Below are 18,603 nucleotides of genomic sequence, written 5' to 3'. Positions count from 1 at the left end.
CGCAGGGCGAGGGAACACCCCGGCGGCTGGCACTGCACCGATTGTAGCCCTAGAGCTCCTCGTTGCCCGGCGGCGGCCAGCTGCCTCCCAGACGCAACCACGCCTCCACCATGTCGGTGGGCACCTGGGCGCTGAAGGTCACGCCGTGGTCGTCCCGGGGGTGCGGCAGGCTCAGGCGGTAGGCGTGCAGGGCCTGGCGGCCGATGATCGGCGACGCGTGGCCGTAGACCTCGTCGCCCAGGATCGGCGCCCCCACGTGCGCCAGGTGGACGCGGATCTGGTGCGTGCGGCCCGAGTGTGGCCGCGCCTTCACGAGCGTGTAGCCCTTCAGGCGGGCCACGACGAAGAAGTGGGTGGTGGCCGCCTTGGCGTTCTCGCCACCGACGGTCATGCTCTGGCGCCTCACCGGGTGGCGGCCGATGGCGGCGTCCACGATGAGACCGTGCTCGACCTCGCCCACCACGATGGCCACGTACTCCTTCTCCGTCAGGCGTTTCTTGAAGGAGCGCGAGAGGTGCCGGTGCGCCTCGTCGTTCTTCGCCACCACCATCACGCCCGACGTGTCCTTGTCGAGCCGGTGAACGATGCCGGGGCGGTAGGCCTCGTCGCTCGGGTCCTGGAGGCGCTCCTTGGAGAGGGGCATGCGCCCCAGCAGCGCGTTCACGACGGTGCCGGTGCGCAAGGTGGCGGTAGGGTGCGCCACGAGGCCCGGCGGCTTGTTGATTGCCACCAGATCCTCGTCCTGGTAGATGACGTCCAGCTCGATGTCCTCGGGCTCCACCAGCATGGGGCGCGGTGGCGGGATGATCACCGAAACGACCTCGTTGCCGAGCATCTTGGAGCTGGCCTTGCCCACGGGGCGGCCGTCCACCGTCACGTAACCCTCGCTCACGAGCTCCTTCGCGTAGGTGCGCGACAGCTCCAGCGCCTGCGCGATAGCCACGTCGAGTCGCTCGCCGGCCGGCGCGTCGAAGGTCCGGAAGTCCACCCCCGAAGCATAGCCTTATGCTGAAGTTGCGCGTAGGCGGCGCTATACTTGCTCCTCATGACACCAGGCAGCGCCCCCGCGGCGGACCCGCGCCCCACCGAAGCTGCCTCCAAGGGCCGAATCGCCATAGACGCCATGGGCGGCGAACACATGCCCCGGGCCGCGGTCGAGGGCGCCGGGGCCGCGCACCTCGAGGGCCACTCGGTCGTGCTCGTGGGCGACGAGGCGCAACTGCGTAGCGAACTGGGGCGCGCCGGGGTGGAGCTGCCGGTGGTGCACGCATCGGACGTCATCGGCATGAACGAGCACGCGACGGACGTGCGGCGCAGGCGCGACTCGAGCGTCATGGTGGCCATGCGCATGGTCAAGGACGGACGGGCCGCCGCGTGCGTGTCGATGGGTCACTCGGGCGCCACGATGGCCGCGGCCATCTTCGAACTCGGGCGGGTGAAGGGCGTGGACCGCGCCGCCATCCTCGCGAACCTCCCGACCCCCAAGGGATTGACCGGGCTCATCGACGCCGGGGCGAACGCCGACTGCAAGCCCGTTTACCTCCAGCAGTTCGCCGTCATGGGCAGCGCCTACGTGCGCAGCATCTGGAACGTGCCGAGCCCCAAGGTCGGCCTCATGTCCAACGGGGAGGAGCCGAGCAAGGGCAACGAGCTCACTCGCGCCGCTCACGAGCTGTTGGCGGCCACGGCCGGGATCGAGTTCTACGGCAACGTCGAGGGCCGCGACCTGTTCACGGGGCTGGTGGATCTGGTCGTCACCGACGGCTTCACGGGCAACGTGATCCTCAAGCAGGCGGAGGGGGATGCCAAGGCCATCTTCTCCTGGGTGCGCGAGGCGCTCGCGAGCAGCCCCCGGGCGCGGCTCGGGGGCCTGCTCGTGAGACCGGCGCTTCGCGGCATCGCCAAGCGCTTGGACCCGGCCGAGTACGGCGCGCAGCCGCTGCTGGGTGTTCAGGGGCACGCCTTCATAGGCCACGGCTCGGCGGACGCCAGGGCCGTGACCAGCGCCATCCGCACGGCTTCCAAGGCCGTGGCGGCGCGCGCGGTGGAGAGGCTCGTTGCGGCCATGGCCGAGTTCGGCGCCGCGCGCCAGGGCGGGGCGGCGGCTGACGGCGAGGGTTAGGGCGCAGGCGGGGGTTAGGGCCCAGGCGGGGGTTAGGGCACCGGAGGGGGCCAGGGCACCAGGGGGTTACGGCGCCGGCGGCTGTTGATTCCACTTATCGAAGCCAGCGTGGCAGCTATACATCGCGCCGCCATCGAGCAAGACATTTTCGGTCTCAATACTCTGCACCATCAATTCTCAATACCTGTGCAGTCTTTACGACGGCTACCTGAAGCCCAAGCTTCTAATTGGCTGACTGTGCGGCCGATCCCTTGAAGAGCGGTCCTACGTTCGCTACACCGCCAGCAACGGTAAGAACGCACTCCGTGCCGCGTTCGTTTACAGCCATCTATGGACCTACCGCTAAGGAGCAAGGCGCCACTCCCGCCTCGGCTACCTTTCACCCCTGGAGTTCGAAGGTAGGCAAACTAGCGTCAAGAGCCAGCAGGTTGATAAGCTCGTAGCTGTTCATCAAAGCGGCTGAACTCCAGAGGACTCCTCGGTAAACTTCGCGTACCTGGTCGCACTCCGCATCGGTAGCATCGCGCCGCTCCTCGCCCTCACCGGCGGGCAGCCGGGCGCCATCACCCACTGGCTCCTGACGCACCGCGAGCCGCGCGTGCGCGCCGCACTCGCCCTTAGCCGCAACATCCCCGTGTGGGCCTACCAGGCGCTCTTCGATGACACCCACCTGCGCGTCCGCGCCACTGCCCAGAAGTCGCCGCCGGCCCAACCTCCGGCGGCACACGCAAATGGTGTGGGCAGCCACTGCGACCCTAGATGCCGGGGTGCCGGCGCCACCCACCGACCCGACAGCACGCGCCGGGCGGTCACCTACCTGTCCTGTTCCAGCGCCCCGTCAGGAGCACCGCATCGGACCGACTGGTGATCCAAGATCAAGCGCACTCCCCGGCCCCGCAACACGCGAACCGGGTGAGACGACGTCCCCTCATCCAAGGACAGGGGGGCCGGCCTCTCGACGCAGTTGTAGCTCAGGTCGACGGTATGCCCCCTATCGAAGCTCGGGTTCGACGCCAAGGGCGTCAGATCGCGGATGCGGTTGAGCGACAGGCCGAGGTGCCCCGGGGGCCTCTCCCAGTCGGCGAGGGCCGTGATGTCCGTCAACCCCGCGTACTGGAGTACCACCGTATCGACCTCGAGCTCGAGGAGAGCCTCGAGGCGCGCGATGCTCACCCCCGTCAAGTACAGCTCCTCCAGAACCGGAAGACTCGCTAACGGTTCAAGGTCCAGCTCGCCCTCGCTCACGATGTTGACGTACCTGAGGTTCGGTAGGCCTCTCAGCGGCTCGAGGCTCTCGACCGCATGCGGCTCGCTCGTACCCGGGATGGGTAACGGAATCATCCGAAGGGTCAAGGCCTCCAAGCTCGTGGCGTACTGCAAACCCTCCAGCGAGCGCACCTTCTGGTGCGGTGTCGCGGCCTCCAAGCGCGTGAGGCGGGCCAGCAGCTCGCAGGGGACGGTGGTGGTCTCATCCGGCCCCTTGAGGTCCCCGACCGCCTCAAAGCCGAACTCCCACCCAAGCGACTCGTGGATCGCCCTTCTCAGGCCAGCGTCGGGGACGTGTAGGAACGCCGAATCGGCACAGGCCCCTCCTAGCACCTGCGCGCTCGCGACGGAGATCCAGAGCGCTGCCACGGCGGCTAAGGCACCCACCGACCACCCTCTCGAAAGATATCGCTCACACCCCAACACCTGCCCGCCTCATACTCAGAATTCCACACGGTCGCAGTGATAGCTTTCACAACGTCTAGTCGTAGCCTTGCGGAGAATCGTACCAAATCACGAGAGCCACTTCGCGGAATGATACTAGGGGGTGCTAATGAGGGGGATTGGTCCAGTCGCGCTCATCACTATCAGCCTTCTGTTCATCGCCTGCACGCGCCAAGACGCGTACGGATTGCCACAAGACGAGTGGCAGGCCGCGTACGACGCGCTCTCTCCGGAGGAACAGGAAGCGGTACGTGCAGGGCGGTTGGTGTTTACCACAGGCACCTTCCACCCTGCACCAGTCTTGCTGCCCTACCCCAGCAAGACAGTCCTTTCCCCTCAGTACGTGGAGTCGTTCGCCTGTCCGGAAGTGCCCCTGGACGAATCCGAGTGGACCAGCTCAACTGACCTAGGTACGTTCTTCGGGAGCGCGATCGCGAACAAGCCCGGCCAGCGGTTCAACGCTGTCCTGTTTCAGTTCATCCTTCCTGCCCCAGAGGACGTCGACTTCTACCTACCCGACGATCACGAAGCACAAGGTGCGTACTTGATGGCGCCGATATGGTCCGCGGATCCTCACCACTATCCCGTAGACGCAGGGCTGACGTACCAGAGGGTGGGCGGCACCTTCGACTGGTTCCCCTTCTCATACGACGCCGTGAACGGCTGGCAAGCAGAAGGTCAATGGCGGCTCAGGAACAAATACAGCGGCACGGACGAGCCGCTGACCGGCGCCTTGGTACTCCGGGTGGCAGACGACGGTCAGCTAGAGCTCGTCATAGAAGCGACCGGCGACACGGAGTGGCTGAACGTCGACACCAACGCCCGCGATACTCAGCGCACTATCCAAGTCCCCAACATCCTAGGCGTGCCAGGCGACGGTGACGACGCGACATTCACAATCCAGATCAACTACGGCAGCCAAAAATTCCCACCTACAGCCAACAACCGCATACCGGACATCGTCATCTACGACATGAAGGTCGCCATGTGGAACCCGGTCAACGGTACCTACAACAACGCCACTCCCTGGGACTTCACAGACCCCAACCAATCGGAATTCCTGATCATTTGCCCGTCTGACGGCATCGAAGAGGCCTACGAGGTCGACGGCGGGTCACCAACTGCAGAAGACCCAGAGAACGGTTTCAACATCAGCATCGACACCGCGACCAGTAACGTGCACCAGCCATGCGTAAACGTACGCCCCACAGGCGACTATCACGTCTTGAACTTCGCCTACCACATGCCCTCCATCGCCGGGTCGTCGCGCACGTTCTTCGACTTACGGAACTGCGGCAGGGCCCCACGGACCATCGACTTCACGATAGACGACTCCTGGGCGTCTCTCAGCCCGCCTACCGTGACGGTCAACGCTGGTCCCCCCGAAAGGGTCTCCATCGTCCGCGCTCACAACCCCTCTGGTGTCGACACCTGGTTCAACTGCGGCCAGTTCGGCCAAGTCATGCAAACCACTACGGTTCGCGCGCTCAACAGCGACACGGAAATACACAGCTTCCCGTTCACTATCGACTGCACCGTTCCAAATAGCCACCAGATGTCAAGCGTCTTGATCAGGTGGGCAGAGGGAGCCTGGAGGCCGCCTACCGGGACGCAGGGCCGCTTCTACAACACCTACTACACCTCGTCCACGCAATCCTGGTGCGACCGCTCCATAACCCCAAACCTCCGTAAGGTACGCAACTACGCCACCTGGACCACCACCGTCGAGTACGGGGTTTACGACATCACTTCCGCGACGTACCTGCCTGGTTACACTTCAACGTATACGGTAAACATCGATGATGAGGATGAATGGACGGACGACGACTTTATCGATGAGACTCTCCAGACAGTCCTGTGGTGGAATGAGGCTGTCGTTTTGTGCTGGAACGACGAACTAGACTGAGCCTCATTCCAACAGGAACGAGGGCGACCATTCGGTCTTGGGAGTGCATCCCCATAGCGGTACTGGTTGTCGCAGAAAGGGGGGACGACGTACCATCCTGCGAAACGCGGCGGGCACGCCGCCGCAACGGGAACGCTCTCTAGGGTCCAGCAGCCATACCGGCTAGTGAAGGGTCCGGCCAGTGTCGAGTGATCGGCCTGGCCGGACTCGCTTGGAGCCGACACCAAGTCCACCTTCAGACACGCATCGCACCATTGACGAGGCCGTCCCCTCCGGCATCACCCAGCCAGCGTACAGTCGAGTTCCGGCGCTTACCTGAGGGTCGGTAGCATTGGTACCACGTTCCTGTCCTCGTCGAGGCCCGTCGAGAGCGATTCCATACGTTGCCCTGGGCAATAGGGCCAAAGGTGGCATAAGCTCGCGTTCCAAGAAGGCACGCCGTCAGCTCCAACAGCAGCGGCGCCAACAACGGCAGCACCAGAAGCGCCTCGCGCAGCACGTCAAGCAGACCGCCAAGAACCGCACGAAGCCCGATCTCACCGAGGAGTAACGGCAATGGGCCAACGAGCGGCTCAGCGAGTTCGCGGTGCCGTGCGGAGGCCTGGGTCAGTACGAGAGGAGGGATCTCAAGCACCTCCTCAAGGAGCTCGCGCCACCCAAGCTCGCTGACAAGCTCACCGCGGCTCAAGACCAGCACCGCAGGCTGCTTTGAAGCGTTTTTCATAGCACTTTTCGGGGGAAGTCGAGCAGCGAGTAGAAGCCCTGGATGTCGGTGAGGGTCACGGCGTCCAGGGCCGCTTTCGTGGCCAGGCTCAGGGCGGTATGGGTGGTGGCCGCCGCCCGCTTCAGGTGCGTCGTGAGCTGCCCGAACATGCTTTCGATCGGGTTATTGCAGAAGTAGGCATGCATGCGGTGTAGACCGTGGAGTCAGCGTGCTGGCTCATCTCATTACTCAAGATCCAATGTTGTGGCTGCACGTTCCTACCTCCGCAGACGTTTCATTACTGGCGGAAGAGGTTCCCGGACAAGCTGGACCGCAAGCCCGCCATTACTGGACCCAACAGCGGCGGTTCCGCGGCCCTCACCCAGTCGATGACGCCCAGCGGTCGGCCCAATGGGCCAACCGGCAGCGTCAMCTCKSTCWCYKWKAMRSMYYYMSAKSKGWAYRRSAGRYMGTAGAGGTCCTGGCCGCTGAGCAGGTCGACGATCTCCACGGCGCCGTTCGTCAGCAGGTAGGCGAAGCGGTTCGCCGGATCGATGGTGGCTGCGGCGGCGTAGTTGGGGATGCTGCCCACCTCGGCCGCGGAGGGGGAGCGGTGCATGGCCACGCGGTTGGCGCCCAGGACGAAGACCTCCGTCGCGGCCCCGAACGGATCCATCACCAGCCGGCTACCCGCGCCGGCCGCCTGCTTGAGTGTGGCGGGCGTGGTCTTGGCCGCCGGGTCGGAGGTGTCGACGGACGTCAGGGTCTTCTCGGAGAGGCCGACGAGCAGCGTGCCGCTGCCGGCCATGTCGAGCATGGGCGAGTCGCCCGACTCGAGCTCCATGCCCTTGTACCAGGCCGCCGGCGTGGCGAAGTCGGTGGAATACACCTGCGCCCGCTGGATGGCGTTGACGAGGAAGTAGGCGCGCTCGTTCACGCTCGCCTGGTCCGTGTACGGGCTGGCGGCCAGGACGTCCGCCGTGGCGCGCAGGGCGCCGGCCGTCAGCGCCTGGGTGTCGAGCAGCCACTGCACCGGCACGTCGCTCAGGCCGCAGGCCGTCGGGTCATCCAGGATCACGGCCCAGCGGCCGGTGCGGCTGACCTGCACGGTGCTCGGGCAGGCGGTGCGGCCGGGCAGGCCGGGGTCGACCAGCGCGCCACCGGGCCCCGTCAGGGTCACGCGCGCGCCCGTGTCCTCCGCGAAGCCGGTTGGCGCGGCGGGGTTCACGGCCTGGGTCGTGAAGCGCTGCAAGTAGGCGCTCACCTGCACCTCGCCGCCCACCGTGCTCTGCGAGCGCGTGAGCACCCAGGCGGCTCCTCGGGAGCCCTCGCGGTCCTCGAAATCGAGTCCCACGGCCGCGCCCTCCAGGCTGCGTTCGCTGCCCGCCACGAACTCGAGGCGCTGCAGCCCAGCCTCGGCGGGGCCGGCGTCCTCGACGAGCGCGAGGGTGGGAACGCCACCCGCGGCCTCGTACCCCACGATCAGGAGCGTGGGTGGCCGCGGCTCCTTGGTGCCGGTGCAGCCGGCGAGCAGCGCCGCCGCTAGTGCGAGGGCGGACCAGCAGGCAAGGCGGTGCTTCACGGTTCCCTCCCGGGGATTATCCAGCCCGTGTCGAAGACGTGCCCCACGCCCTGGGTTGCGCCAGGGGTCGTCAGGGTCACCGACACGGCGCCCGACTTGGAGTCCCACGACCCGTACAGGGCCCAGCAGCAGCGGTTCCATACCACCACGAAGCGTGGCTGCAGGTTGAAGGCCGGGTAGGCGGGATCGCTGCCGGTCAGGTCCCAGACTTCGTTCAGGACGGCTCCCACGTAGAGGTCGTCGAGGGGGCGCGCCATGATGGCCAACTGTTGGAGCGTGAGGCGCCCCGAGCTCACGGCCTCGGCCGCGTAATCGTAGCCGCCCGCGTAACCCACCGTGCCCTGAAGCCCGACGCGCTCGAACAGGTCGACGCCGAAGGTGAGGTTGGCGCGCCGGAGGTAGGTGCTCGGCTGGCGGTCGTCGGCCCACGGCAGCTCCACGAAGCCGTCGACGCTGAAACGCGCCGGGCCGAGCACCTCATCCACCAGCAGGACCCGGCCGGTGAGGGTCGAGTTGCGGAAGCCGTAGTTGGCGCCGGCCGGTGCCGCGGACGGGTCGAGGAGCGTGGCGTAGCGCACCTGCCAGCCGGGGCGGTCGCGCAAGGGTGCGTCCTCCAGCGTGAAGGCGACGGGGCGCGAGTAGGGGGCGGGTTGGGGCAGACCGAGCCAGTCGGTGCGCAGCCACAGGAGCCCGTCGGCCTGGGCGGCCGCCACTCCGGGCCACGCCAGCCTGAGCTTGCTGCTCGCGAGTTGGCCCGTAGGCAGTCGGATGCGCTCGCTGGCATCGAACTGCAGTGGACCCACCGTGGCGGCCGCGTCCACCCCGAAGGCGCTGACGCGGCCCAGGTCGAGGTCACGCGCGTAGGTGACCGCCAGCCCCGGGGTCTGGTCGGTGTGCGCCAGGGTGCCGAGGGTGACCTTGACCTCCAGGTCGTCGAAGTGGTCTGCCGGCTGCCCGGCCGGCGGGGTGGGGGGTGAGTAGCGGTACGCGGTGCTCACGCTGACGTCGACGATGCCGGTCACGCCCGCGGAGGCCTTCACGGAGGTCTGCGACGTGTCGCGCGGCTCGCCCGTGAGCCGATCGGGCGTCATGAGCAGGTCCTGGCTGTGTTCGACGTTCAGCGAGGCGGTCAAGGCGCCGCGCGCGCTCAGGGTGAGCGCGGCGTCCAGGGTGCCGGGGTCGGGGGTCTTCAGGTCGTAACTGTTCTTCAGGGTGAGCGTGATCCAGTCGACGTCGTTCAGCAGCGTGAGGGTCGAGTCGAGCGGCGCCCAGCCGACTTGCGCCTTGTCGCGGTCGTCGACGAACACGTAGCCGCCTGACTGCTCGAAGCGCAGCCACGGCAGCGGGTCGAGGCGCAAGCGGCTGCGCACGTCGGTGCGGTTGCGGTAGGGGAAGAGGTCGAAGCGGAACGGGGTCTCGCCCTCTCGCACGGCGCGGGTGTAGGTGAGTCCAAGGTTACCCACGCCGCCGAAGGACTGCTGCAGGGTGACGTCGCTGAGCCACTCGACCTGCCGCTCTGCCGTGTCGTAGTAGTAGCCGGTGAAGTCCGTGCGGCCGTCGAGGGTGGCGCCCCACCAGAGGTCTATTGGTGTGAGCGAGAGCGCGTGCGACTCCACGGCGCGCCCGGCGGTGCTGATGGGAGAGACCGCCGCCGAGCGGTTGAGGGGGTTGCTGCGGTCCTGGAAGGCGCCGAGGTCGAGGAACAACCGCTCCACCTGGAGCACGCCGAAGTCGAGCGGCACGGCGTCCGGTTCCACGCGTAAGCGGGTGAACGTCTGTAGTGGCACCTGCCGGTTGGCGTAACTGGGCGTGCTCACGCCATCGCTGGGGTCGAGGTCGTAGAAGACCTGCGTCGAGAACGTGCCCCTCACGCCTTCTTCCACCCGCACCGTGGAGTAGCTGCCCTCCCAGATGCGGGGCCGGCGCGTGTCGTCGCGCTCGAAGAGCAGGCTCGTCTGCGGCGGGCCCAGCACCGGTTCGTCGGCATACGAGAACCTCACGCGGAACAGGGGGTCCTGCTTGCCCGTGGCCGGCGCGGCCGTTCCCGTTGGGCCGTAGCTCAAGAAGCCGGGGGTGTAGTCGACCAGGAACTCGCCCTTGCCGCGCTCCGTGTAGTAGCGGTGGTCGAGGGAGCCACCCAGGTAACTTTCGAGCACGCTCCCTCCAAGGAGGGCGTCGCCGAACGCCGAGCCCCCGGGCAGCACGTCGGCGTAGTAGCGCAGGCCGACGTCGCCGTACGCGTCGGCGCCGGCGGCGTACGGCCAGTTGATGGCGATGCGTGCGCGGTTCTTGGCGTCGCCGGTCGCGTACTCGAGGCGCGGCTGCCGGTCCGGCGGCGCCAGCGGCAGGACCATCAACGGTAGGTGCAGCACTTGGGCGCCCCTTATCAGCACCGTGACCTCGTACGCCACCAGCCTGTCACCGGGGTAGATCTCGATCCTGTCGGCCTCGAACGCGTAGTCCTCGAGGTCCTGGCCGCAGCGCGTGCACGGGCTGAAGAACCCCATGGCCACCCTGATGAGGCCCGGCACGCGGCTGGCGCGGTCGCCCTTCACGTCGATGGCGTCGGTGATTATCAGGACGTCGTCCCCCACGAAGCTCTCGGCGCGCAGGTCGATGATCAGGTCCTCGCCCGTGACGGCCTCGTCGCCCGTGGTGAAAGTCCCCGGCCCGATGACCCTCACCACGCGGTTGGTGAGGTCGACCTCGACGTGGTCGGCCAGGAGTTCGTCGGAGTCGATCCGCACCACCAGGCCCTTGCCGGTGAGGACGTACAGCGCCACCTCGGTGCCGCCTGGCAGGGTGATGCTGCGGATCTCGAGGCGGCTGTCGGGATCGGCGCCGGCGTCGATGCTGATCTTGGCGGCCGACGCAGCAGAGCCGAACGCCGCCAGCACGGCGAGGACCGCGAGCCGCCAGCGCCAACGCCGCGTCAACGCGCTACCTCCGCCTTACCGCGGCCAGCAGGACGCCGCTGGCCAGCATGTAGAGGGCCACGGGCGCCCAGCCGGCCGCCCAGGCGGGCACCGTGCCCTGCGCCCCCAGAAGCTTGGCCACGCTCCAGGTCGCGTAGTAGACGAAGGTGAGGAACAGCACCGCCACGAAGCCCAGGTTGGAGCCGCGGCGGAAGGTGAAGAGGCCGACGGCGGCGGCGAACAGCGCGAAGGCGGTTGCGGCGAGCGGCTCCGCCAGCTTGCGGTGCAGGGCCGTCCACTCGGGCGCCTTGTCGGCGGCGTCGCCGGTGCGCAGCCGCTCGAGCAATTGACCCAGTGGGAGGTAAACGAGGTCGGGGGGCGTGGACGTCGTGGCCGCCAGGCCGCGCACGGGCAGGACGGCGCTGTCCGAGCGCACGTCGAGTGCCAGACGGCCGTCACGCAGCACGCGCATGGTTATCCCCTCGAGCCGCCACACCCCGGCGTCGGCGTCGACCTCCCCGCTCTCGGCGGTGATCACCTCGCGCGGTCCGCTGCTGCCGCCGGGGGTTATGACGGTCACGTCGCGGAACTCGCCGCCCGGCAACGCCTGGCCGATGAAGATGCTGCGGCCGAGCGCGTCGGTGAAGAAGGCGCCCGTTTGCACCACCGTCTCGGGGCTCCTGAGCATGATGTCCTTCTCCACCTCGGCCGCCCGCCCCTCGCTCCAGGGCACCACCAGCTCGTCGTTGAAGAGCGCCAGGGCGCTGACCACCAGTCCCAGGCCGACGAGCGGCATGACGAAGCGCCGTGGAGCCACGCCCAGCAGCAGGGCCGCTTTCACCTCGCCGTCCTGACCGAGGCGGGTCATGTTGAGGAGCGCCGCGAACAGTAGCGCCAGGGGCAGGCCCGGTGACGCCGCCGCCGGGAGCTTGAAGAGCAGGTAACGCGCGAGCAGCGAGACGCTCACGCCGCGAGCCAGCACGTCGGCCAGCACGCCCAGGAAGAAGTAGAGGAGCAACAGCAGCACCAGGGCCACCACCCCGGTGAGGAACAGGGGCAGGGTGCCCGCCACGAGGTAGCGGCCCCACCGCGTCATGAGCGCAGCGTCCTCGAGGCGAGCAGCGCCGCGCCGACACCGGCGAGCAGCGGCGTCAGCCAGGCCGCGGCCAGCGGTCCGAGGGCGCCCGTCTGGAACAGGTTGTCGGCGAGGATCCAGGTGGCCCAGAAACCCACCAGCAGCACGATGGTCCAAGCGAACCCCGCCGCTCGGCCCCTCACCCGCAGGCCTATGGCTCCGGCGAACGCCGCGAAGATGACGGCGCTGAACGCATCGGCGATCTTCCGGTGCAGGTCGTAGGTCAGCTCGCGGGTGGCGCCGCCGGCCTTGCCGACGGCCCTGAGCTGCTTCCAGAGCTGGTCGACGGGCAGCTCCGCGGGCCTGACCAGGGTCTCGCTCGGGCCCGACTCGAGCTCGAACGGCAGGCTGACCATGGTGAAAGGCTGGGGGGCCTCGCCGGGTCGGGTGACCTGTCCGTCGCTGAGTTGCCACACGCGCGCCTGAGCGTCCCACAGACCGCTGCGGGCGCTGTATAAGGTGCCGTCCTGCAGTTGGACGATGGCCCCATCCAGGTTTGCCAGGGTCTTGTCGTCTTGCACCGCCCTCACCCGGGCGGCGAAGAAGACCGAGTTGCCGATGCGGTAAGCGGCGTTCACCTGTACCTCGGCAGGTGGACGGGCATAGATAAACGAGTCTATCCGCCGCTGGTATGCCGCCTCGCCGCGCGCCTCGAGGAAGCCGTTGTTGACGAAGGAGAGCGCGCCGACGACGAGGCCGAGGAAGAGGAGCGGCCAGAGCAGGGCCGCGGGCGCGACGCCCATGGCGTAGGCGGCCTTCAGCTCGGAGTCCTTCGCCATGCGGCCCGCCGCCAGCAGCACCGCGAAGACGACGCCCACGGGCAACGCCAGGTGCAAGAACCAGGGGGCGCGGTAGAGGAGCAGCGCCCCAACGTCGAGCGCCGAGGCGTTCTGCTGCACCAAGAAGCGCGCGAGCACGCTCAGGAAATCGATGGATAGCAGCAGGCAGATGGCCGCCACCCCGAGCGGGTATAGTCCCGCCGCCTCGCCAAGAAGTGCTCTCTGAAGGCGTTTCGGCACTGGCGCAGTATACCGGCCGCCCCTGCGCCGCCCTCCCCGCCATCTGCGGAGCCGCAACCCCCGCCATCGGCAGCGCCGCAACCCCCGCCATCGGCAGCGCCGCAACCGGCCGTTCGGCTCACTGGAGATGGGGCGGGGTATACCTACAGCGCAAAAGGGGCGCGATAGGATGGAGAGCGTGACTGGGACGTTAGGACTCTTCTCGCTGGTGGACCTGTTCCAGCTCCTCACTTCCGCCAAGCGCACGGGAAGGCTGTCGGTCGATCATCCGAGCGGCCTGGCGCGCATCTACTTCGACAGGGGCCGGGTGGTGCATGCCGAGTTCGGCGAATTGGTCGGCGAGGCGGCCGTTCACGCGCTGTTCGCCGACGAGCGCGGCGCCTTCGAGTTCCGCATCGGGTTGCCCGCGCCCGCCGACTCGATCGACGTGAACACCGAGAACCTCATCCTCGAGGCCGTCAGGCGGCTCGACGAATCGAGGCGAGGCGGAGAGCCGGCGAACACCCTCTCGCGTGACGCGATTCCGGCCAACCCGACCATGGTCGCGGATCAGGGCGCGGTAACGCTCACGGCCGAGGAGCAGAGCGTGATGTCGATGGTCGATGGTCGCAGGTCGGTCACCCGGATCGCCCTCGATCTGGGCGAGGACCCGGACAAGGTGGCGTTGGTGGTCGACCGCCTCGTTCGCACCGGCGTGCTCAAGCTTCAGAACCGGCGCGCGCGCACCGCCCGCCTGGTCACACGCCTGGCGAACGTGCGGCGGGCGCCGGGTAGCGTCGGGCTCGACCCGCAGATCATCGGTGCCTGGGAGAAGGTTCTCGAACAGCCGGTGCACCAGGTGGCCTGCCGCCGCGAGGACGGCACGGTGCGGCTCTTCCCGGCCCACGCCGCGCCGGGCGCCGGGCCCTACCTCGAGCTGAGCAGGGACACGCTGGTGCGCGCCGACCTGCGCGTGAACGAGGCTCTGCTGGTGCGGCCCTACGTGGAGGAGAGTTGATAGGCCGAACCCGCGAGGGGCCGGCGGCGGCTGTTGCCGAGCGGGCCGACCACGCCCGCATCTTGTTGTCCTGGCGGGCGCTGCCCTTCCCGACGCCGTGGGACGAGGTGTTCTCTTCGGTGGCCGAGCCGCGGGGGCTGAGCGTCGAGATCGGCTTCGGCGACGGGCGCTTCACCGTGGCGTCCGCCCTTGCGGAACCGCACATGCGCTTCGTGGGCCTGGAGGTCTCGTCGGGCAGCCTGCAACGCGCGCTGCGGCGCGTGAGGCGTGCCGGCCTCAGCAACGTGAGGCTCGCGAAGGCGGGGGCGCACGTGGCTATCAGGCAACTGTTCGCGCCCGGTTCCGTCGACCGGTTCGTCGTCAACTTCCCGTGCCCGTGGCCGAAGGAACGCCACGCCAAGCACCGGTTGCTCACGCGCGGCTTCTTCGACCTGGCGGCCTCGCGCTTGCGCGAAGGCGGTGAGCTCAGGCTGGCCACCGATCACCCCGAGTACCTGCGCTTCGCGCTGGACGAGGCCGCCGCCTGCGGCCTGTTCGAGGTGCTCCGGCCGCAGGCACCCGCCGCCGTGTTCGAGACGAAGTACGCCCTCAAATGGCGCGAGCAGGGCAAGCCGCTTCACTACGTGGTGTTCAGCCGCAACGGCGCGCCCGCACCCGCTCTGCCTCCCCTGGAAAGGCCGGCCATCATGCCCCACGCCCTCCTGCGCGGCAAACTGCCGTCAGACGTCCCCTTCGCCAAGGTGGTCCTCCCGTTCGGCGGCGGCCACGTGATCCTTCACGAGGCCATGCGCTCGCTCGGGGGCGAGGACGGGCCGGACCGCGTGCTCGTGCGCGCCACGGTGGAGGAGCCCGACCTCAAGCAGCAACTTCTCGTGCTGGCGCACCAGCGCCGCGAGGACGAGGTGATAGTCCGCATCGAGAGCTTCGGCGATCCGCTGATCACCCCGGCCGCCCGGGGCTGCGTGCACGCCGTGACCGAGTGGCTGCTCGGCGCGTCGCAGCTCGAGGTAACGGCGAGGAACTACTGACGTGGCGCGGCCCGACCCGGCCACCGCGCTGGCGGAGTGGCGGCGCCAGAAGGACGAGTTCCTGGCGCGACACCCGTCCTCGCCCATCTTCGGCGAGTCGGTTTTCAGCGGGCTCAGCTACTACCCGGAGGACCCGGCCGCCCGCGTCGTGGCTCGGGTGGAGCGCACGCCCCTCGCGGCGCGCGTGACGCTGCCAACCAGCAGCGGCGATACGCAGCAGTTCCAGGAGTACGGGGTGGCGCGCTTCGAGCTGGACGGCCAAGAGCTGGCGCTCACGCTCTTCGCCGGCGTCCACGAGCCGGAGGGTCCAAGGCTCTTCGTGCCCTTCACCGACGCCACGGCGGGCGGCGAGACCTACGGCGGCGGCAGGTACTTGGACCCTCGCGTCGAGGCCGCCGAGCCGGACCGACTGCTGCTCGACTTCAACTACGCCTACCACCCTTACTGCGCCTACGCGGAGGGCTACTCGTGCGCCATGCCGCCGCCGAGCAACCGCCTGCCCGTGCCCGTGCGTGCCGGGGAGCGGCTGCCTAGACCCGAGGAGCCATGAACGGCGGGGCGCTACGCGCAGCGGGGTTCGGCGCCTTGCACGGCTTCACCACGCGCGCGGGCGGCGTGAGCGAGGGCGCCTTCGCCGGCATGAACCTGGGGCTGAGCTCGGGCGACACGCCTGCGAAGGTGGAACGCAACCGCGACCTCCTACTCGGCGGCCTCGGCTTCACCCGGGAAGCGGTGGTGGCCTTCCACCAGGTGCACGGCGACCGCGTCCTGGGGGGCGACCCCGGCTGGTTCGAGGAGGAGGCCGACGCCGCCGTCACCAACCGTAACGACGTGCTGCTCGTCGTGAGCACCGCGGACTGCGTGCCGCTGCTCTTCCACGACCCCGTGAAGCGCGTGGTGGGAGCGGCACACTGCGGCTGGAAGGGCACGGCGGCGCTGTTGGCCGCCAAGGTGGTGGCGGCGATGGTCACGAGGCACGGCTCGAGACCGGGCGACGTGAAGGTCGCCCTGGGACCTTGCATGCGCGGCAGTTGCTATCAGGTCGGGCCCGAGGTTATCGAACGCTTCGTCGCCGCAGGCATCCCCGGCGCCTGCTGGCGCGCGGACCCCGGCGAGGCGGACCGCTACCTCCTCGACCTGCCCGCGGCCAACACTCATGCCCTGGCGGCGGCCGGGGTTCCCGCCGAGAACGTGAGCGATCTCGACCTCTGCACCCACTGCCGGCCCGAGCTCTTCTACAGTCACCGGCGCGACCGGGGTGTCACGGGCAGGCACTGGGCGTACGTGTCGCTGCGCGAGCCCGGGGGTAGCATGGCCCGCATGACACGAGGGGCGGGCGAGACCAGGTGAACGCGGTCGAGCTGTCGGTTCGCGACGTGAGGGAGCGCTTGGCGGCTCATGCGGCCCGCCGCATGGACATAGAGGGCTTCCGCCGCGCGGCCGTGCTCGTGCCGCTCCTGGAGCGCCCCGACGGGCTCCAGATGCTCCTCACGGTGAGGTCCCCGGAGTTGCGCTCGCATGGGGGCCAGATCGCCTTCCCCGGCGGGCGTCTGGAGGCCGGCGAGGACGACGTCGAGGCGGCCCTCCGCGAGACCCTCGAGGAGGTGGGGGTGGTCGTGCGCCCCGAACAGGTCGTCGGGCGGCTCTCGGATCACCCCTCGCCTGCCGGTTACGTGGCGACCCCGGTGGTCGCGGTGCTGCCGTGGGTCACGGAGTTCACCCCGGACCCTAGCGAGGTGGCGGAGGCCTTCACCGTGCCGCTCGCCGACCTAGCGCTCATCGAGCCGACCTCGCGCATCGGCGAGCTGCAGAAGTACCGGCGCCGCATCTACTCCTACAGGTGGCGAGACCGCGACATCTGGGGCTTCACGGGCAACGTGGTCCGAGACCTGCTAATGGCGCTCTACGAGCCCGATGTCGCGGACGGCGCCAAGGACCCGTACGAACCATGAAGCCGCGGGACCTGCGTGTGGTGCGCGGCGACGAGCGCTACCCGTTCTCCGCCGGCGCCCTGGTCGAGGCCCTGCAGAGCGCGGGTGTCCCCACGGAGGATGCCATCAGCCTCACGCAGGAAGTCGAGGGCCACCTGAGGGAGGGCACGTCGAGGCGGGTCGAGCTCAATCACCTCATGCGGCTGCTCGCGGACGGGGTCAGGCGCCGAGTTTCGAGCGCCGCCGCCACGCGCTTCTTACGGCAAACGCCCCCCTTCGTGCCGATCGTCGTGCTGCAACCCCCCGTAGCGGCACCGGCCGTTGCGGCGCCGCCGCGCACGGGTGAGCGCTTCTCGCGCCGCCGGCTGACGTCGTCGCTCGAGAAGGTCGGGCTCGGCTTCAAGGAGGCCTACGTGGTCGCCTCGCAGGTGGAGCAGGGGATCAGGAGCGAGGGCCTCGAACACCTGGAACGAGGGGAGCTCGCCAGGCGCGTCGCCCTGGCCCTGGAGGGGCGCTACGGGCGCGACCTGAGGCTGCGGTTCGAGGGCATCACGTCCAGCAGCTTCGAGGTGCGCGTCCAGGAACCGGGCGGCATGGCGCTACCGTTCTCCCGGGGCATCCTGGCCCAATCGCTCATGGCAGTCGGGCTCAGCCCCGACATGTCACACAACCTCGCCAAGCGCGTGGAGGAGGCGCTGTACGCGCTGCACGTGCCGGTAGTGAAACGCAGCGACGTGAGGACCCAGATCGTCAAACTGCTGAGCGCGGAGGCCGGGGACGAGTTCGCGCGGCGCTACTCGATGATGCGCGAGGCCCGCAACCGCGCCCGCCCCATCGTGGTCCTCTTCGGCGGCGCTCCCGGCGTGGGCAAGTCGGCCATCGCGTCGGAGGTCGGCTACCGCCTCGGCATCCCGCGCATCGTTTCCACCGACTCGGTGCGCCAGGCCCTTCGCTCCCTCATCGGGCCGGAGCTGAGTCCGATCCTGCACGCCAGCACCTACGAGGCCTGGCGCGCCGAGCTGCTCCCCAGCGAGCGCGAGACGGCGCAGCCCGAGCGCATGCGGGTGCTGCGTGGCTTCCTCGCGCAGGTCCACCAACTGAACCCGGCCATCTCGGCCATCGTCGACCGCAACATCATCGAGGCCACGTCCATCGTCATGGAGGGCGTGCAACTCGTGCCCGGAGTGGCGCCGGCGCGCGAGTTCCGCGACGCGACGGTTATAGACATGGTGTTGGCGGTAGAGGACGAAGAGGACCACCTCAAGCACTTCGCGGCTCGCGAGGGACAGACGGGCCTGAAACGCTCGAAGCACCCCTACCTCGACCACTTCTTGGAGATCCGCATCATCCAGGATTACGTCAAGCAGGAGGCGCAGTTGCGGGGCGTGCCCGTGGTGGAGGCGGCCGACTTCGACCGCGCCGTCGAGCGCTGCGTCGACCATGTCCTCGACGTCATGCTCGTCGAGCAGATGGAGGGTGCGGCGGGGCTGGCGGGTGGCGGGCCGTCCGCTTCCGCATGAAGAATGTTATCGCTGCTCCCCGGAGGGGCTTCGTA

Annotated in this window: 14 protein-coding genes and 1 pseudogene; 8 read left to right on the top strand and 7 right to left on the bottom strand. The window is 68.5% G+C overall.

Features of this window, described 5'->3' with window-relative positions; all coding sequences use genetic code 11:
• Positions 1-49: 49 nt before the first annotated feature.
• Complete coding sequence (locus ROY82_08075; GenBank protein ID MDT3682415.1) at positions 50-988, bottom strand: RluA family pseudouridine synthase; 939 nt, start codon at positions 986-988, stop codon at positions 50-52.
• A 57-nt stretch (positions 989-1,045) separates the two neighbouring features.
• On the opposite strand from ROY82_08075, the gene plsX reads away from it, so the two are divergent.
• Positions 1,046-2,122, top strand: coding sequence for a phosphate acyltransferase PlsX (plsX, locus tag ROY82_08070; protein ID MDT3682414.1), 1,077 nt, complete (start codon positions 1,046-1,048; stop codon positions 2,120-2,122).
• A gap of 813 nt (positions 2,123-2,935) precedes the next feature.
• Here plsX and ROY82_08065 read toward each other — a convergent pair.
• Positions 2,936-3,757: a hypothetical protein gene (locus tag ROY82_08065; protein MDT3682413.1), complete on the bottom strand. Its 822-nt coding sequence runs from the start codon at positions 3,755-3,757 to the stop codon at positions 2,936-2,938.
• Positions 3,758-3,941: 184 nt separating this feature from the next.
• Between ROY82_08065 and ROY82_08060 the strand changes: the two genes are divergently transcribed.
• On the top strand, positions 3,942-5,738 hold the full coding sequence (locus ROY82_08060; GenBank protein MDT3682412.1) for a hypothetical protein: 1,797 nt from the start codon (positions 3,942-3,944) through the stop codon (positions 5,736-5,738).
• A gap of 720 nt (positions 5,739-6,458) precedes the next feature.
• Here ROY82_08060 and ROY82_08055 read toward each other — a convergent pair.
• The 5 genes and pseudogenes from ROY82_08055 to ROY82_08035 form a co-directional block, all read right to left on the bottom strand.
• Positions 6,459-6,647 carry a hypothetical protein gene (locus tag ROY82_08055; protein ID MDT3682411.1) on the bottom strand — a complete coding sequence of 63 codons (189 nt, stop codon included), beginning with the start codon at positions 6,645-6,647 and terminating at the stop codon, positions 6,459-6,461.
• Between the two features lie 92 nt (positions 6,648-6,739).
• Positions 6,740-8,023 (bottom strand): annotated as a pseudogene (locus ROY82_08050) (hypothetical protein).
• Positions 8,020-10,959 carry a hypothetical protein gene (locus ROY82_08045; protein ID MDT3682410.1) on the bottom strand — a complete coding sequence of 980 codons (2,940 nt, stop codon included), beginning with the start codon at positions 10,957-10,959 and terminating at the stop codon, positions 8,020-8,022. The pseudogene ROY82_08050 and the gene ROY82_08045 overlap by 4 nt, the downstream one beginning before the upstream one ends.
• Before the next feature lie 4 nt (positions 10,960-10,963).
• Entirely contained in the window at positions 10,964-12,034 is a 1,071-nt protein-coding gene (locus ROY82_08040) for an LptF/LptG family permease (protein MDT3682409.1), read from the bottom strand.
• Complete coding sequence (locus tag ROY82_08035; protein ID MDT3682408.1) at positions 12,031-13,092, bottom strand: LptF/LptG family permease; 1,062 nt, start codon at positions 13,090-13,092, stop codon at positions 12,031-12,033. The genes ROY82_08040 and ROY82_08035 overlap by 4 nt, the downstream gene beginning before the upstream one ends.
• Before the next feature lie 178 nt (positions 13,093-13,270).
• Between ROY82_08035 and ROY82_08030 the strand changes: the two genes are divergently transcribed.
• Genes ROY82_08030 through ROY82_08005 form a run of 6 tightly spaced genes read left to right on the top strand, consistent with a single transcriptional unit; the run spans position 13,271 to position 18,568 of the window.
• The gene (locus ROY82_08030) at positions 13,271-14,089 is read left to right on the top strand and encodes a DUF4388 domain-containing protein (protein ID MDT3682407.1); all 819 of its coding nucleotides are present in this window, start codon (positions 13,271-13,273) and stop codon (positions 14,087-14,089) included.
• The gene (locus ROY82_08025) at positions 14,086-15,117 is read left to right on the top strand and encodes a hypothetical protein (protein ID MDT3682406.1); all 1,032 of its coding nucleotides are present in this window, start codon (positions 14,086-14,088) and stop codon (positions 15,115-15,117) included. The genes ROY82_08030 and ROY82_08025 overlap by 4 nt, the downstream gene beginning before the upstream one ends.
• 1 nt (position 15,118) lies before the next feature.
• On the top strand, positions 15,119-15,667 hold the full coding sequence (locus ROY82_08020) for a DUF1684 domain-containing protein (GenBank protein ID MDT3682405.1): 549 nt from the start codon (positions 15,119-15,121) through the stop codon (positions 15,665-15,667).
• Positions 15,664-16,467 carry a peptidoglycan editing factor PgeF gene (gene pgeF / locus ROY82_08015; GenBank protein ID MDT3682404.1) on the top strand — a complete coding sequence of 268 codons (804 nt, stop codon included), beginning with the start codon at positions 15,664-15,666 and terminating at the stop codon, positions 16,465-16,467. The genes ROY82_08020 and pgeF overlap by 4 nt, the downstream gene beginning before the upstream one ends.
• Complete coding sequence (locus ROY82_08010; protein ID MDT3682403.1) at positions 16,464-17,069, top strand: CoA pyrophosphatase; 606 nt, start codon at positions 16,464-16,466, stop codon at positions 17,067-17,069. Before pgeF ends, ROY82_08010 begins: the two co-directional genes overlap by 4 nt.
• Positions 17,066-18,568 carry a hypothetical protein gene (locus ROY82_08005; GenBank protein MDT3682402.1) on the top strand — a complete coding sequence of 501 codons (1,503 nt, stop codon included), beginning with the start codon at positions 17,066-17,068 and terminating at the stop codon, positions 18,566-18,568. The genes ROY82_08010 and ROY82_08005 overlap by 4 nt, the downstream gene beginning before the upstream one ends.
• The last annotated feature ends 35 nt before the right edge of the window (positions 18,569-18,603 follow it).

The organism is Truepera sp. (genome assembly GCA_032027045.1).
Lineage (GTDB): Bacteria > Deinococcota > Deinococci > Deinococcales > Trueperaceae > JAAYYF01.
The sequence above is the reverse complement of the archived record's forward strand: the minus strand, read 5'-3'. Positions and strand labels throughout refer to the sequence as shown.